The following is a 17,291-nucleotide window of genomic DNA, read 5'->3' on the forward strand; positions in this document are numbered from 1 at the left end:
CTGCACAAGTGGTCGTGCGAAGCGACATGAGTCGATTTTCCTTCGAAACTTGCGCAACTGCTCCGTAGAATCAGGGGGTGGACTCCCAACGCCCGGCATCGCCCCGCGCGACCCTCGCGCGGGTGGCCGAGCACGCGGGCACGAGCATCCCGACGGTGTCGAAGGTGCTCAACGGCAAGACCGACGTCTCGCACGAGATGCGTGCGCGTGTGCTCGAGGCGGTGCACGCCGTGGGGTACACCCGGTCGATCCGGCGGCAGCCTGCGGGCGGCTCGAGCGGCTCGGGCGGCCCGAGCAGTTCGAGCGCGGCGACCGACCCGACCGACCCGACAGGCGCGGTCACCGGTCTCCGGTCGATCGATGTGGTCGTGGGGCATCTCGAGGGAAGCTGGATCACGCGGGTGTTGGAGGGCATCGAGGAGGAGGCGTCCGATGCGGGCGTCGACCTGACCCTCTCGGTGGCGCGACCCGACGGATCCTGGATCGGACGACTGCTGGGCCGTTCGACACTCGGGGCGATCGTGGTGCTGGTCGACATGTCGCCCGCCGAACTGCACGCGCTCGCCGACGCACCTGTGCCCGTCGTGATCGTCGACCCCGGAAAGAGGCCGCCCGATGGCGTGTCCAGTGTCGCCGCCACGAACTGGGACGGCGGACGCATGGCCGCCGAGCACCTGCTCGCGCTGGGCCACACGCGGTTCGGCATCATCGCGGGCAAGCCGGCTCACCTGTACAGCAGCGCACGAGTCGACGGCTTCACGACCGCCCTGCGCTCGGCCGGCATCACCGTGCCGCCGGAGCTGATCGCGCACGGCGACTGGGATCGCGAGCGTGCCCGGGTGGAATCCGCGCGGATGCTGGCGTCGGCCGAGCAGAGGCCCACGGCGATCTTCGCGTGCTCCGACGGCATGGGGCTGGGCGTCTACGACGCCGCGCTCGAGGCCGGGCTCCGGATTCCGGACGATCTCAGCGTCGTGGGTTTCGACGACCTGCTCGAGCCCGCATGGGCGACGCCGCCGATGACGACGATCCACCAGCCCATCCGGGAGATGGGCGCGGCGGCCTTCGGCATGCTCGTGCAAGCCCGACGAAGCTCCCGATCATCGATGGCCCGGCAGCCCGGCATCGAATTGCAGACCCGGCTGGTGACCCGCGCATCCACCTCGCCGCCGCGCTGACGCAGGCGGCCGCGCTGACGGATGCGGCCGCGTCGGCTAGCGCCAGAAGCCGCGGTGCGGCTCGGCGGCCTGCTCTTCGAGGGCCGGGCCCGCGACCACGACGGTGCGCTGGCCGCGCGCCAGCACCTCCCTGCTCGGCAGGTCGAGGGTGGGGTTCTCGGGGTCGTCGCCGGTGAGGGGAATGAGAGCCTGCTCGGGGAGCGCGTAGACCATGCGCCCGATGCCGGCCCAGTAGATGGCGCCCGTGCACATGGCACAGGGCTCGCAGCTCGTATAGAGGGTGAAGCCGCGCAGCTCGTCGAGCGCGTACTCCTTCGTCGCCAGGCGCACGAGGTTGGTCTCGGCATGGCCGGTGGCGTCGGAGTGCGTCACGACCGTGTTCTCGGCCGCCAGTACCTCGGCACCGTGCTCGTCGACGAGAACCGCTCCGAACGGGTGGTTGCCATGCTGCTTCGCCTCGATCGAGACGAAGATCGCCCGGCGCAGGTGCGAGAGGTCGGATTCGGAGACGGCGGTCGAGAAGGTGGGCATGAGATCAACCTATTGGATGTGATCTCGATACGCCCGGCTCGCTGCGCGAGCCGGGCTACTCGATCGGCGCGGGGTTGTGCGAGCCCCTTCGACAGGCTCAGGGAACGGGTCCGCTACTGCGTCACGTCGATCAGGACCTTGCCGACCACGCCCTGCTCCACCGCGTCGTGCGCCGCCGCGGTCTCGGCGAGCGCGAAGCGTGTGAACGGCAGCCCCGTCTCGTCGCCGGCGCCCAGCGCGCCCGCGGCCAGCGCCTCGGAGACCGAGGCAATAGCATCCTGCTTCTCGTCGTCGCTCACCGTGTAGGTGAGCAGAAAGCGCAAGCGCACGTTGCGGCCCATGGCAGGGCCGATCGGAAGCGACACGCGGTCGTCGCCGTCGGAGGCATAGCTCACGATGGTGCCGCCGCGGGCGATGATCTTCTCGTCGAGTTCGGCGTTCGCCTGCAGGTTGACCTCGACGATGATGTCGATGCCCTTCGGCGCGAGCTGCTTGACGGCCGCCGCCACGTCGTCGGTCTTGTAGTTCAGGATGTGTTCCGCTCCGGCCCGGCGGGCGAGCTCGGCCTTCTCGTCCGACGAGACGGTCGTGATGACCGTCGCCCCCGCCCACGTCGCGAGCTGGATCGCCGCGTGGCTCACGGCCCCGGCGCCACCGGAGACGAGCACCACTCGGCCCTCGAGCGAGCCCGGCGACAGTCGGTCGGGCAGGTTCTCGTGGGCGGCCAGCGCCAGGGCTGCGGTCAGAGCCGGGATGCCGAGGCTCGCGCCGTCGTCGAAGGTCGCGTCGTCGGGCAGCGCGACAGCGTGGGTCGCCGGCAGGGTCACGTACTCCTGGGCGGTGCCGATGCTCGTGCCGAACGCCACGTCCCACAGCCAGACGCGGTCGCCCACGGAGAACTGCGTCACGCCCTCGCCGACCGCGTCGACGACGCCCGCGCCATCCTGGTTCGGAACCTTCGGCGCATCGAACGGGCCGCTGCCCGCCCCGGCGCCCGCGCGCGACTTCCAGTCGGTGGGGTTGACCCCCGAGACCACCACGCGCACGCGCACCTCGCCGACCTCCGGCTCGACGGGCTCGCGCTCAGTGAGCGTGAGAACGCTGGAATCTCCCGTGTGGTCGTACGTGACTGCGCGCATTCGAGTCTTCTTTCGTGTCGTGACGGCGGTGCACCCCGCTCTCTATTGTGGACCCGCCCTCGATCAGGGTGCTCGATTGCGTCACTCATTCAGGAGGAGAGCCTGCCCACCGCCACTATCCACGCGGCTGGGCTCTCCTCCTGAATTGGTTACCGGCATCGCAGAAAGGAACTTGCGCGGGCTTTCGCCACAAAAGGCCCGCAAATCCGAGCATCCCTCGATCGCGCCGAAACATTCCGAAAGATCCCGAAAGCCCTTGCGGCCCAGGAGAGCCCTGCAGTAACGTCCAACAGCAAGAGCGTCTGTCTCAATGGTGAGAGGTAATAATTTCCGTGGCATCCATGCACAAAGAACGACTTTCAGCGCGTCGGCGAATCACCAGGGGGCTCGCGGTCCTGGCCGCATCCACCCTGATCGCCACGGGCTTCGCGGCCACAACGGCCGCTCCGGCCTTCGCGGCCAACTCCGACATCGGCTACCCGACTTTCGCGGGCGACGCCAACCCCGTGCCCCCGACGGGTGCGTACAACACCCGCAACCAGCTGCAGTCGATCTTCGACGCCGACGTGGCGGCGGGCGCGGGCACCGACACGTCGAACGACTTCTGGTTCGACAAGATGCTCGCCCGCACCGGCACCGCCGGCAGCAACGGCGACAACAACCAGTGGCTCTTCACCCGCGGCCGCACCGTGTTCATGAAGGAGCACAGCCCCGAGGTCCTCGGCTTCGGCGGCCAGGTGGCCTACTGGGAGTCGATCGACAACCGCGGCGCCTACGACATCGTGCTGCGCGTCGGGGGTACCCCCGTGGCCCTCACCGAGGTCACCGCCGAGCGCAAGCAGACGCCGAGCTACTGGCGGAGCGTGCACACCAACGAGGCCCAAGGGCTGCGCGTCGTGCAGACCAAGTTCATCACCAACGGCAACGTGGCCGTCACCAACCTCGACGTCTCGAGCACTGGAGGGGCCAGCATCGAGCTGCGCGCCGCATCCGGCTACGCCACCACGGTCGAGGGCGACGAGCTCACCGGTGTGGTCTCGTCTGCCAACAACCTCACCACGGTGTTCCCCCGATTCTCGGGCGACGGCTTCACCGTCGACGCCGGCCAGCTGACCCGCACGCTGGATGTGCCGGCCGGCGGCACGGCCAGCGCCAAGGTGCAGCTCGGCTTCGTGACGCCCGAGATCGAGGAGAGCCGCACGGAGTACGACGCCGTGCGCGCCGCCACCCCGGGCGCCGCCTTCACGACGAGCGTGACCACCTACAACAAGTGGTGGGCCGACAACGTGCCCTACCTCGACACCCCTGAAGACAACATCGACAAGACGCTGTTCTACCGCTGGTGGCTCATGCGATTCAACTTCCTCGATGCGAACATCCCGGGCAACGACTACCAGTTCCCCACCTCGATGGAGGGCGTGCTCGGCTACAACAATGCGATCGTGCTCACCACGGGTATGTTCATCGACGATCTCAAGTACTTCCGCGACCCGATCTACTCGTACGGCCCCTGGGTCTCGGCGGGCGAGACGAGCAAGAGCTACAAGTTCGTCGACAACCCCGGCGACCCCGCCAACTGGTCGAACAGCTACACGCAGTACATCTCCGAGGCCGCGTGGCGCGCCTACCAGCTGCACGGCGGGCCGGCACCCATCGCATCCAACCTCGCGGAATACGCCGAGTACGACGTGAAGGGCCTGCTCGACGCCTATGACACCGACGACAGCGGTCTGATCGACTACAACTGGGGCGCGATGACGGGCAACGACGCCGACGCCGTGTCCTTCCACGAGCGGCCCAACGCCAGCATGGACCGCACCGAGAACGCCTACCTCTATTCGAACGCGTTGGCGTCTGCCGAGGCCTACCGCCTGGCCGGCAACACCGCCAAGGCAGACGAGATGGACGAGTTCGCGCAGACCATCAAGGAGAAGGTCGTCGAGCTTCTGTGGGACTCCGACGAGAACCTGCTGAAGCACCGCTTCACGTCTGACGGGCAGCTCGCGAAGTGGAAGGAGATCAACAACTACTACCCCTTCACGGTCGGCCTCATGCCGAAGCCGGGCGACGCGGACTACAACGACGACTACGTCGACGCCCTGCGCCTGTTCGCCGATGACAAGCAGTACCCGATCTTCCCGTTCTACACGGCGAACCAGGCCGACCAGGCCGACTACGGCGGACCGGGCAGCAACAACTTCTCGGTCATCAACTCCACGGTCACGTTCCGCATGCTGGCCAGCGTTCTGCGCAACTACCCGACCGACGCGATCGACTCCGAGTGGTACAAGAAGCTGCTCTACTGGAACGCCTGGTCGCACTACCAGAACGGCGGAGACAACCGGCTGCCCGACCAGAACGAGTTCTGGTCGAACGGCTCGGCCGACCCCCAGAACATCGGCTACCGCTCGTGGATCCACCACACGATCCTCGGAACCACGAACTTCACGATGATCGAGGATGCGATGGGCCTGCGCCCCCGCACCGACGCCAAGATCGAGCTCGACCCGATCGACATCGAGTGGGATCACTTCACCGCCAACAACATCAAGTACCGCGACAGCGACCTCACGATCACGTGGGATGCGCCCGGCGGCACGAAGTACTACGGCGCCGATGTGCCCGAGGGCTACTCGGTGTTCCTCGACGGAGAGCTGGCCTTCACGGTCGACAAGCTCAGCCACGTGACCTACGACCCGGCCACGGGCGAGGTCGAGGCTCCGGCGGGCGTCACGGTCACGACCGAGACGACGAAGGATGTCACGGCTCCCGCGTATGTGCAGTTCGCGTCGACCGACCGCGTCGTCGACCTGTTCGCCAAGGCGGGCGCCGACATCGACCCCCGCAGCGTGGGTTCGACGAACCTCGCCGCGGGTCAGCCGGTCACGGCCTCGTTCTCGGCCGCCTCCCGCCCGCCGGCGGGCGCCGTGAACGGCACGACCATCAACGAGCCCTTCTGGGGAACCGCAGGTTCGCCGAACGCGAAGGACTCGATCGAGGTCGACCTCGGCTCGGCGAAGTCCTTCGACGACATCCGGGTCTTCTTCTACAACTCCTCGTCGACCGCCACGGTGCAGGGCTACTCCGAGCCCGCGCAGTACACGATCGAGTATCAGGACGGCAGCACCTGGAAGCCGATCCCGGCCCAGGCGAGAACGCCCGTCTATCCGCGGGCCAACCTGAACCAGGCCCAGTTCCCCGAGATCACGGCGCAGAAGGTGCGCGTCACCTCGACCCACGCGGCCGAATTCAAGACGGGAATCAAGGAGGTGCAGGTCTTCTCGACCGGCGTCGAGGCCCCGGCCTCGACGAACCTGCCGCCCCAGGTGGATGCGTGGCGTGACGCCGCGTACACCGCCGCCGGCCAGGCGCGCCTCATCGGCACGGCCAAGGACGACGGCCTGCCGGGCACTGACCTCACCACGACCTGGAGCGTCGTCAGCGCCCCGACCGACGGGCTCGCCGTCTTCGAGAGCCCGGATGCCGCCACCAGCGTCGTGCGCTTCACCGCGGCCGGCGAGTACACGCTTCGCCTCACGGTGAACGATGGGGAGCTCTCGAGCACAAAGGACGTGGTCATCTCCTCCGAGGTCGCCGCGGGCGGCAACAACGTCGCCGGATCCGCAACGCCCACGGCCGAGTTCACGGCCGGCTGGAACAACGTGAACGCCGTGAACAACGGCACGATCCTGCACTCCGGAGGCGCCCAGACCGAGCTCTGGGGCACGTGGTCGGGCTCGCGTCCGGCGACGCGCTGGCTGCAGTACGACTGGTCGAGCCCCGTGCGGGTCAACTCGCTCGAGGCCAGCTTCTGGGCCGACCAGACGAGCGCCACCTCAGGCGCCGGCGTCAACATCCCGAAGTCGTGGAAGGCCCAGTACTGGGACGGCGCGGCCTGGGTCGACGTCGAGAACCCGAGCGACTACGGCGTGGCCCGAGATGCACCGAACTCGGTGACGTTCGACGCGGTCACCACCACGAAGCTGCGCCTCGTGCTCTCGGCCGCGGGACCGGGAACGGGCGGCGACCCCTACGCGGGTGTCGCGGTCAGCGAGTGGAAGGTGTTCGCCGAGGCCCCCGAGTCTCTCGACCCGGTCTCCGTCCGCACGAGCGTCGGGGTGGCCCCGGTCCTTCCAGCGACGGTCGACGCCGTCTTCGCAGACGGTTCGCGCCAGGCCACTCCGGTTGCCTGGGCTCCGATCGACGCCGCCAGCTACGCGAACGAGGGCAGCTTCGAGGTCATCGGCCTCGTCGACGGGGCATCGGCCCCGGCGAAGGCCACCGTCTGGGTCCGTGCGACGCCTCCCGGCCAGATCAACACGATCGACCCGGTCTCCGTGAAGACGAGGGCAGGAGTCGCCCCGGCGCTGCCGTCCACCGTCACCGTGCAGTACAACGACGGATCGCGGCAGAGCGGCGTGGCCGTCGACTGGGCCGACATCGACCCGGCCCAGTACGCCACCGACGGAACATTCACCGTGGCCGGCGCCGTGGAGAACTCTCCCGTCGCAGCCTCGGCCACCGTTCAGGTCGGCACCGGTTCGCCCGTCGACTCGACGAAGCCCGTCGTGACGATCGCCCCGTCGAGTGCCGCCCCGGCATCCGGCTGGTACACGGGCCCCGTCACGGTGACGCTCTCGGCCACCGATAACGCCGATCCGGCCCCCGTGCTCGAGTACGCGGTCGACGGCGGAGCCTGGACGGCCTACACGGAGGGTGTCGCGGTCTCGACCGACGGCAGCCACACCGTGCAGGCCAGGGCACGCGACGCCGCGGGCAACGTGTCGACGGTCAAGGAGCTCGCCTTCGCGATCGACGCGACGAAACCCGCCATCGTGAGCGTTCCGGATGCGATCGGTCGCACGGTCAAGGCCAGTGCGAGCGACTCCGGTTCGGGAGTCGCGAGCCTCGAGTACCGCATCGGCGACGCCGTGGAGTGGACCGCGTACACGCGCACCATCCTCATCGGACTCGACGAGACGGTCGTGCACCTGCGCTCCACCGACAAGGCGGGCAACGTGACCGAGGCCGAGCCGGTGACCGTCGCGGCCAGCGACGGCAACCACCGACGCAACGTGGCGCTGTTCGCCGTACCCACGGCATCCGTCACCGCCGGCTGGAACTCGGTGAACGGACTGAATGACGACGTGCTGCCGACCTCGTCGGGAGATGTCACCCCGAACGACAACGCCAACGTCTGGGGCGCCTGGCCCGAGATCGGCACCCAGTGGGTGCAGTACGACTGGACAGAGGAGGTGACCGTCGATGAGGCGCAGCTCTACTTCGTCTCGAACCTCGACGGCGCGGGCGTGGGCATCTCGGTGCCGAAGTCGTACATCGTGCAGGCCTGGAACGCCGAGACGTCGACCTGGGTCGAGGTGACGAACGCGTCGGAGTACCCGACCGCGGTCGACACCTTCAACACGGTCACCTTCGACCCGGTCACGACCACGAAGCTGCGTGTCGAGCTGAAGGCCGCGGGCACCGCCTCGGGCGCCGGAAGCCTCGGCATCAAGGAGTGGCGCGTCTTCGAGAAGGCCGCGGCCGTGGTGCCCGACACCACGGCGCCGGTGCTCACCGTGGCCGTCGCCCCCGAGGCTCCCGCGTCGGGCTGGTTCACCGGCACGGCCACGATCACCGCATCGGCGATCGACGACCGCGACGACGCACCGAAGGTCGAGGCCAAGGTCGGCGACGCCGAATGGGCGCCGTACACGGCGGCCATCGCGGTCTCGACCGACGGCAGCACCACGGTGCTGCTGCGGGCGACGGATGCCGCGGGCAACGTCTCCGAGACGCAGACCGTGACCGTGAAACGCGACGGCACGACGCCCACGGTGACGCAGTCCTTCGATTCGGCAGCGCGCACTCTCACGCTGACGGCGTCGGATGCTGCATCGGGCGTCGCTCAGGTCGAGTACCGCATCGCGGGCGGCGAGTGGACGGTCTACTCCGCTCCGTTCGCCACCGGCGACGCGGCCGTGACGATCGACTACCGGGCGAGCGACCTGGCGGGCAACCGTTCGGAGAGTGCCTCCGTCGATGTTCCGGCCAAGCCGACAGGGCCCGTCGATCCGACGGACCCGACGGACCCGACCGATCCGACCGACCCGGGAACGCCCACCGATCCGGGAACCCCCGGTGAGCCGTCGGGCGGCCTGACCGGCCTCGAGATGCTGAACCTCGGCGTCACGACGGTCTCCCCGGGCGGACAGGTTCCGGTGTCGCTGAAGAACGCCGAGCCCGGCGCGGTCTTCCGCATCGAGCTGCGCAGCACCCCGGTCACGCTGGGAACGCTGACGGTGGCGGCTGACGGCACGGCTCAGGCGGTCGTCACGATCCCCGTGTCGACCGAGGCCGGAGCGCACCGCATCGTGCTCGTGAACCCGGGCGGCGAGCTGTCGGCGCCGATCACCGTGGTGGTCGCGGGAGGCCCCGGGCCCGACGTGATCGCATCCACGGGTGTAGGGGAGCCGGTGGGCTTCATCGCCTGGGCCGCGACCCTCGCGCTGATCGCCGGCCTGGGGCTGTACCTCACGGCCCGGTCGCGTCGGTCGACGCGCTCGACGCAGTCCGCCGCGCTGCTGGAGTAGTCGATTCCCCCTTCGACAGGCTCAGGGAACGGACCGTTCCCTGAGCCTGTCGAAGGGCACCCACATCGTTCCCTGAGCCTGTCGAAGGGCACCTCGCTCGTTCCCTGAGCCTGTCGAAGGGCACCCCGCTCGACCGCACACGATCAACGGAGATCACACGTGAAACGCACCATTCGCACGACCGCCGCGCTGCTCGCGGCCGGCCTGGTCGCATCCGGCCTCGCCCTCGTCGCCGCCGCACCGGCGAACGCGGCCACGTCGAACCCCATCCTGGGCGACGGCTCGTACTACTCGGCAGACCCGGCGACCCTCGTGGTCGACGACACGCTCTACATCTACGCGGGCCGCGACGAGGCATCCGCCACCCAGAACGACTTCATCATGAACGAGTGGCAGGCGTTCTCGACCACCGACGTCGACTCCGGGGTCTGGGAGCACCACCCCGCGCTCATGCGCCCCGAGGCCGTGTTCGACTGGGCGACTCCCGGTCGCGCCTACGCCGGCCAGGTCGTCGAGGGCATAGACGGCCGCTACTACTGGTATGTGCCGGTGCACGAGGCCGCGAGCACCTCGGAGGACAAGTTCGGCATCGGTGTGGCCGTGAGCGACAACCCGCTCGGCCCCTGGACCGACCACGCGGGCGGCCCGATCGTGTCGCAGAAGATCCTCGGCAACACGATCCACAACATCGACCCCACCGTGTTCGTCGACGACGACGGAACCGTGCAGATGTACTGGGGCAGCTTCGGCCAGGCCCGGCGCATCGAGCTCGCAGCCGACATGAAGACCCTCGTGGGCAGCGCGCAGACGGTCACCGGACTCACCGGGTTCTTCGAGGCCCCGTGGCTGTTCGAGCGCAACGGCACCTACTATCTGGCCTACGCCGGCAACGACGTGGGCAGCACGTGCACCCCGGCGAATTACCACGCGTGCATCGGCTACGCCTCGGCACCCAGCGCCACCGGCCCGTGGACGTACCGCGGCACCGTTCTCGCTCCCGTCTCGTCGACCACCAGCCATCCGGCGATCACCGAGTTCGACGGCGAGTGGGTCATCGCGTATCACACGGCGGATGCGGTGGGCGGCAATCACTTCCGGCGCTCGGTGGCCATCGACACGGTCGAATGGGACGACACCCAGACGCCGGCGCGCATGAAGCTCGTGAAGCAGACTCCTGAGAAGCAGGCGAACACCACGCCGCGCACGAACATCGCGCCCTGGGCGCAGGTCACCGTGTCGAACGACCCGGTTCCCACCCAGTACTGGGTGAAGGCCCTCAACGACGAGATCGTGCGCCCCAACCCGCTGCCGCCGGACATGTGGGGCAGCTGGACCGGAAACCGGCCCGCCGAGCAGTGGCTGCAGTACACCTGGCCGCATCCGGTGCGCATCTCGAGCACGGAGGTGAAGTTCTTCCGCGATGTGGCGCCCGGTACGGGCAACGGGGTCTCGAACCCGGCGTCGTGGATCCTGCAGTACTGGAAGGACGGCGCCTGGGTCGACGTTCCGAACCCGAGCGCGTACGGCACCTCGACCGCGTCGCCGCAGTCGACCACCTTCGACGCCGTGACCACCACGCAGGTGCGCGCGGTGCTGAAGGCGTCGCCCGGCACGGCCAACCCGTCGGAGTACTCCGCCCTCGCTGTGGAGGAGTGGAAGGTCAACGCCGATGCGGCGACGGGCTACACCCCGGCCGCCGTCAGCACCCTCGTCGGTGAGCTTCCCGAGCTTCCCGAGACCGTCGACGTGACCTATGCGGGCGGCGTCACCCTGCCCGCCACGGTCGTATGGGCGCCGGTGGATGCGGCCGACGTCGCGGCGCCCGGCACCTTCACCGTGTCGGGTTCCGCGCAGGGATACGCCGCGTCGCAGGTCGAGGCCGCCGTCACGGTGCTCGGCGGCGACGAGCTGCGCACGAACGTCGCGCTCGACGCGACGGCCACCGCGAGCTACACGGCGCCGTGGAATGCGGTCGGCGGGCTCAACGACGGAACCGAGCCCACGGCATCCGGCGATGTCACCCCGAACGACAACGCGCAGGTCTGGGGGGCGTGGCCGCAGGTCGGCCCGCAGACCATCGAGTACGAGTGGGCGAGCCCGGTGCGCATCGACGAGAGCGCCCTGTACTTCGTGCACAACCTCGACGCGGCCGGCGACGGGATCGCGGTGCCGAAGTCGTGGTCGCTCGAGTACTGGGACGCGGCGACGGAGACCTGGGTCGCCGTGCCGAACGCCTCCGCCTACGGCACCGAGGTCGACGCCTACAACACCGTGACGTTCGATGCCGTGACCACCACGAGGCTGCGTGCGCAGCTCGTCGCCCAGGGAACGGTGGAGGGCAAGTCGAGCCTCGGAGTGAAGGAGTGGACGGTGCTGGGCGAACCCGCCGATCTCGCCGCTCCGAGCGTGGCGCTCACGGTCGCGGGGTCGCAGGGCGCGGGCGGCTGGTACCTGTCGAACAGCACGGTGCGGGCCACGGCCGTCGACGACCGCGACATCCGCAGCCGCATCGAAGTGAAGTCGGGCTCGGGCGACTGGGCTGCGTTCGAGAACGTGCGCTTCGCCGAGATCCTCGTGAGCGCCGAGGGCGCCACCGAGGTGAGGGCCAGGGCGACGGATGCCTCGGGCAACGTCAGCGAGGAATCGCTCGTGACCGTGTCGATCGACAAGACACTGCCGACGGCCCAGGCCACGGTCGACGCGGCCGCGCGCCAGGTGACCGTCGCGGGCGCCGATGCCGTGTCGGGGCTCGCGACCGGGTCGGGTACGAACACGGCCGCGGGACTCGAGTACTCGATCGACGACCAGCTCGGCTGGCAGGCCTACACGGCCCCGGTCGTGGTCGACGAGCAGAAGCACGACGTGTTCTACCGGGCACGCGACGCGGCCGGAAACGTGTCGGTCGCCGGCAAGGCCACCGTTCCTCTCTCGAGCACTGTGCCGCTCACCGGGAACATCGCGCCCCTCGCCACGGCGACCGCCTCGTTCTCGTCGAGCTGGACATCGGTCGGCGCCATCAACGACGGCGCCGCCGACGGATCGAGCTGGGGCACGTGGCCCGAGGTCGGCGAGCAGTGGGTGCAGCTCACCTGGGATCGCATCGTCGACGTCGACAGCTCGGAGCTCAAGTTCTTCTCCGACTCCACCGACGAGGCCGGCGTGGGCGTCATCGTTCCGCGCAGCTGGCGCATCCAGTACCTCGACGTGGCGACGGGCCAATGGCTCGACGTCGACGCCGAGGGCGACTACGGCCGCGATCGCGAGGCCTTCAACCCGGTGTCGTTCGACACCGTGAAAACGACCGCCCTGCGCGCGGTGATGCAGGCCTGGGGCGAGACCGCGGCCGGCGGCTCGAGCGGCATCTACGAGTGGCGGGTCTTCGCCGCCGAGGCCGTCGACCCCGAGCCCGACGTCGTGGCCCCGACCGTGATGCTCGAGCAGGCGCCCGTGCCGCCGGCATCCGGCTGGAACACCGGCGACGTGACCGTGTCGGTCACCGCGAGCGACGACGTGGATGACGCGCCGGCGGTCTCGGTGCGCGTCGATGAGGGCGAGTGGGCGCCGTACGCGACGCCGATCGTGGTGTCGGCGCAGGGCGCGTCTCTGGTCGAGGCCCGGGCAGTGGATGCGGCGGGCAACGTCTCGGAGATCGGCTCGGCGAGCGTGAAGCTCGACTCGGTCGCGCCCGTGAGCTCGGCGACGGTGATCGGAGATGGGCTGAGGGCTGCCGCTGCCGCTGCTGCCGCTGCCGCGCCGGTGACGGGGACTCCGGAGAAGCCCGTGCGCATCATGCTCAGTGCGAGCGATGAGACGTCGGGGGTCGCCCGAACCGAGTACTCGACGGGTGGCGACGAGTGGATCGCCGCGGGCGACGATGACATCGTGTTCGACGAGGTGGGCACGCAGACGTTGAGCTTCCGCTCGGTGGATGCCGCTGGCAACGTCGAGGAGACGCGCACGCTCGAGGTGCAGATCACCGCTGTGGAGGTGCCGGTCGACCCGCAGGAGCCGGGGACGCCGGGCGTCCCGACCGCTCCGGGGGCTCCGTCTGTTCCTGCGGGATCGGGAGCGGCTGCAGCAGAAACGCTTCCGGCCACGGGAGCCGAGCCGCTGCTGCCTGCGCTCGCGGCGCTTCTGCTGCTGGCGGCGGGAGCGCTGCTGCTCCGTCGCCACCACTCCGCGCCGGTCGAGTAGGCCGCGGGTATCGCTCGCCCCTTCGACAGGCTCAGGGAACGGACCGTTCCCTGAGCCTGTCGAAGGGCGCCCCTCGTTCCCTGAGCTTGTCGAAGGGCGCCCCTCGTTCCCTGAGCTTGTCGAAGGGCAGGCTCAGCGGCGGGCGATCGTCGATCCCCTGATGACCAGCCGGCCCGGCAGGTTCTCGACTCCGCGAGTCGCCGCCGTTCCGTCGATGGCGTCGAAGATGCGGGTGGCGGCCATGCGCCCGAGCTGCTGCAGATTCGCGTCGATGCTCGTGAGCTCGGGGCGCGAGTTCGTCGCCAGGATCTCCCAGTTGTCGAAGCTCACCACGGCCACGTCGTGCGGAACCTCTCGGCCGAGGTCGCGCATCGTGTCGAGCACGCCCCGCGCGATCTGGTCGGAGCCGGCGACGACGCCGTCGATGTCGGGGAACTGTCGGAAGAGCATCGCCGACGCGTCGCGACCCCAGTGCTCCGACCATTCCGAGAACATGGGTCGCCCCATCAGCTCGAGGCCGGCGTCGCCGAGCGCATCCATGACCCCCGCGGCGCGGTCCTGGGCGGCGGCATAGACGGCCTCTCCTGAGATCATCGCGATCTTCGAACGACCGCACGCGATGAGATGTTCGACCGCGAGGCGGCCGCCCGCTCGGTTGTCCGGAGTGATCGACACGTCGGTGGGGTCTTCGCTCGGCGCGTAGGCATAGACCACGGGAACGGGGATGTTGTGCCCGAGCGACGGGCGCGGATCGGTCGAGCGGCCCACCACGATGATGCCGTCGACACGTCGTGTCAGCAGCGCGTTCAGATGGTGCTGCTCGCGGATCGCGTCGCCGCGGGCGTCGCACAGGAAGACGTTGACCTGGCCCGCGCCGAATGCGTCTTCGGCGCCCATGAGAATGGGGATCACGAAGCGGCCCTCGAGGTCGCTCGTGAGCAGGCCGACGGTTCCCGTTCGACCGTTGATGAGGCTGCGCGCCAATTCGTTCGGCGTGAACGAGATCTTCTTCGCCGCTTCGAGCACACGTTGCCGCGTCGCGGCCGCGACCTCGCCGCGGCCGTTGATGGCCTTCGACGCGGTGGCAAGAGACACGCCGGCGATCTTCGCCACATCGCTGAGCGTTGCAGCGCGGCCCCCCGCTGTGCCCGTTCTGTTGTCTGACATGCGCACCTCTTCCGTGAAGAAAAGGCTACAGGAAAATGTACTTGACGACGCTGTAGGCCACGCGATAGCCTGCCGAAAGGGGTTTCGAAGCTTTCGGCTTCTGCCCGAACCTGACGGACCTTTGCACGGTCCACTCAACGTAGAGTCAAAAGGAGAATCACAGATGATCACCACAGCAGGTAATCGCATGCGACGGGCGGGAGGCGTGCTGCTCGCCGGCGCACTCATCGCCGGACTCGCCGCATGCTCCGGCGGCGGAACCACCGCAGACCCGGCGGCCAGCGCCGGCCCGGAAGGAACCGACGACGGAAGCGAGCTCACCCTCTGGACTCGCGCCCCGCTCGAGAAGCAGGCCAACCTGCTCGTCGACGCGTACAACGCGAGCCACGAGAACCAGGTCAAGCTCACCGTCGTGCCGAACGACGACTACGTGGCCAAGGTCGGTGCCGCAGCCGGTTCAGGAAGCCTTCCCGACCTGTTCGCCGCAGACATCGTCTACGTGCCGAACTGGGTGGAGCAGGGACTGTTCCAGGACATCTCGTCGAACATCGACGGCCTCGACTTCAAGGACTCGATCAACAAGGGGCACCTGTCGGCCGGCACCGTCGACGACAAGGAGCACGTGCTGCCCTTCGTGCTCGATCTCTCGATGATGTTCTGGAACAAGGAGCTCTACAAGGAGGCCGGACTCGACCCCGAGAAGGGGCCGACGACCCTCGCCGAGTTCGCCGAGCAGGCCAAGGCGGTTCAGGCTCTGAACAAGCCCGACACCTACGGCACGGCCACCGGCCTCAACTGCGGCGGCTGCCTCGTCTTCACCTGGTTCCCGAGTGTCTGGGCATCGGGCGACGAGGTCATGAACGGCGACGGAACAGAGTCGCTGCTCGCCGAGAAGAACGCGAAGGACGTCTTCGCCACGTGGGCCGACCTGTGGGCCTCCGGAACGGTGCTGCCGTCGTCGAAGGACGAGGCCGGCCCCACCTGGACCGCCGGATTCACCGAGGGCAAGGTCGGCGTTATGCCGTACCCGGCCACGCTCCTGTCGTCCACTCCGTTCGATGTCGGCGTCGCCGGCATCCCGGGGCCGGATGGCGGCGCCTCGACGTTCGTCGGTGGCGACGGCATCGGAATCTCGAAGGACTCCAAGAAGTCGCCCCAGGCCTGGAACTTCCTCAACTGGCTGATGTCGGAGGATGCACAGGTCGAGGTCCTCGCGAAGGACAGCGACGTGGTCTCCCGCAGCGACCTGTCGAGCAACCAGTACTCCGACAAGGATCCGCGCCTGGTCACGATCAACGAGGTCGCGGCCAAGGGTGACACCCCTGTGTCGAAGAACTTCCAGGAGGCGTTCAACTCGCCGACCGGCCCGTGGCTCGAGCTCGTGCGCAACGCGGTTCTCGACGGCAGCGACTCGCTCGACGCCGACAACGAGGCCATCACCGAGGTGCTCTCGCAGTAACCGGCATCACCAGCGTCATCCGGGGCGGGCGCCCGCAGCGCCCGCCCCGGCTCCACACCCGCATCACCGCATCGAAAGGCTCCCTCATGAGCACCACCGTCACTCCGGCATCGGCGCCGGTCGCGGCGACCCGGCCCGGTCGTGCTCCCACCCGGCGCCGCCCGCGACGCTCCGGAAGCGCCCTCACGGGCTGGCTCTTCGCTCTTCCCACGGCGCTGTTCGTCGTGCTCCTCTTCCTGGTGCCGCTCGTGCTCGTCTTCCAGATGGCCGCGTCGGACTGGCCGCTGCTCGGCGGCAACCAGGGCATCAACTTCCCCGAGAACTTTCCCGAAGCCCTCGACAACCGCTTCTTCCTCGATTCGGTCATCTTCACCCTGAAGTACACCGTCCTGGCCACCGTGCTGCTCATCGGCCTCGGCCTCGGACTGGCCCTGCTCGTGCAGGAGTCCAGCCGGTGGAAGGGCTTCCTGCGAACCGCCTTCCTGGTGCCCAGCGCGCTCGGCCTCGCATCGGCATCCCTGCTCTTCTACGTTCTCTACTCGCCCATCGCCGGCCCGTTCGCCGAGCTCACCAAGTCATGGGGCTTCACGTTCCTCGGCACACCGGATGCCGCGCTCTGGTCGACCCTGTTCCTGATCGTCTGGCGATTCGCCGGCTTCTACATGCTGTTGATGCTCGTGGGACTGCAGGGCATTCCGGAAGAGGTCTACGAGGCCGCCCGCATCGACGGCGGATCGCGCTGGCAGATCTTCCGCGACATCACTGTTCCGCTGCTCAAGCCGACGCTGGCGCTGACCACCGTGATGTGCGTCACCGGATCGCTGCTCGCCTTCGAGCAGTTCTACATCCTCACCAAGGGCGGCCCCGACAACAGCACCATCACCGTCGTGCAGCTGATCTACAACGTGGCATTCCAGGGGCCGAACAACCTCGGCGTCGCCGGTGCGTTGTCGGTCATCGTGCTCGCCGCCCTCGTGATCATCAACATCGTGCAGATCCGCGCGTTCAGCAAGAAAGCCGAGGACTGACC

At 68.7% G+C, this 17,291-nt stretch carries 8 protein-coding genes; 5 read left to right on the top strand and 3 right to left on the bottom strand.

All coding sequences use genetic code 11. The features are described from left to right. Positions 1-77 precede the first annotated feature (77 nt). The gene (locus tag ASF51_RS05190; RefSeq protein WP_055926101.1) at positions 78-1,178 is read left to right on the top strand and encodes a LacI family DNA-binding transcriptional regulator; all 1,101 of its coding nucleotides are present in this window, start codon (positions 78-80) and stop codon (positions 1,176-1,178) included. A gap of 36 nt (positions 1,179-1,214) precedes the next feature. Here the strand turns inward: ASF51_RS05190 and ASF51_RS05195 are convergent, their stop codons facing one another. Both ASF51_RS05195 and ASF51_RS05200 read right to left on the bottom strand, forming a co-directional pair. Beyond that, positions 1,215-1,709: a nucleoside deaminase gene (locus ASF51_RS05195; RefSeq protein ID WP_055926104.1), complete on the bottom strand. Its 495-nt coding sequence runs from the start codon at positions 1,707-1,709 to the stop codon at positions 1,215-1,217. A gap of 113 nt (positions 1,710-1,822) precedes the next feature. Then, complete coding sequence (locus ASF51_RS05200) at positions 1,823-2,848, bottom strand: NADPH:quinone reductase (RefSeq protein WP_055926107.1); 1,026 nt, start codon at positions 2,846-2,848, stop codon at positions 1,823-1,825. Positions 2,849-3,189: 341 nt separating this feature from the next. On the opposite strand from ASF51_RS05200, the gene ASF51_RS05205 reads away from it, so the two are divergent. Continuing rightward, positions 3,190-9,441: an Ig-like domain-containing protein gene (locus ASF51_RS05205; RefSeq protein ID WP_082479673.1), complete on the top strand. Its 6,252-nt coding sequence runs from the start codon at positions 3,190-3,192 to the stop codon at positions 9,439-9,441. Between the two features lie 159 nt (positions 9,442-9,600). Beyond that, positions 9,601-13,635: a family 43 glycosylhydrolase gene (locus tag ASF51_RS18965; protein ID WP_055926113.1), complete on the top strand. Its 4,035-nt coding sequence runs from the start codon at positions 9,601-9,603 to the stop codon at positions 13,633-13,635. 132 nt (positions 13,636-13,767) lie between these two features. Here the strand turns inward: ASF51_RS18965 and ASF51_RS05215 are convergent, their stop codons facing one another. After that, on the bottom strand, positions 13,768-14,802 hold the full coding sequence (locus ASF51_RS05215) for a LacI family DNA-binding transcriptional regulator (protein ID WP_055926116.1): 1,035 nt from the start codon (positions 14,800-14,802) through the stop codon (positions 13,768-13,770). Between the two features lie 163 nt (positions 14,803-14,965). On the opposite strand from ASF51_RS05215, the gene ASF51_RS05220 reads away from it, so the two are divergent. Beyond that, entirely contained in the window at positions 14,966-16,261 is a 1,296-nt protein-coding gene (locus tag ASF51_RS05220) for a sugar ABC transporter substrate-binding protein (protein WP_055926119.1), read from the top strand. A gap of 86 nt (positions 16,262-16,347) precedes the next feature. Further along, positions 16,348-17,289: a carbohydrate ABC transporter permease gene (locus tag ASF51_RS05225; RefSeq protein WP_055926122.1), complete on the top strand. Its 942-nt coding sequence runs from the start codon at positions 16,348-16,350 to the stop codon at positions 17,287-17,289. Positions 17,290-17,291: the final 2 nt, after the last annotated feature.

Origin of the sequence: Agreia sp. Leaf283 (assembly GCF_001422485.1) — a bacterium.
Lineage (GTDB): Bacteria > Actinomycetota > Actinomycetes > Actinomycetales > Microbacteriaceae > Agreia.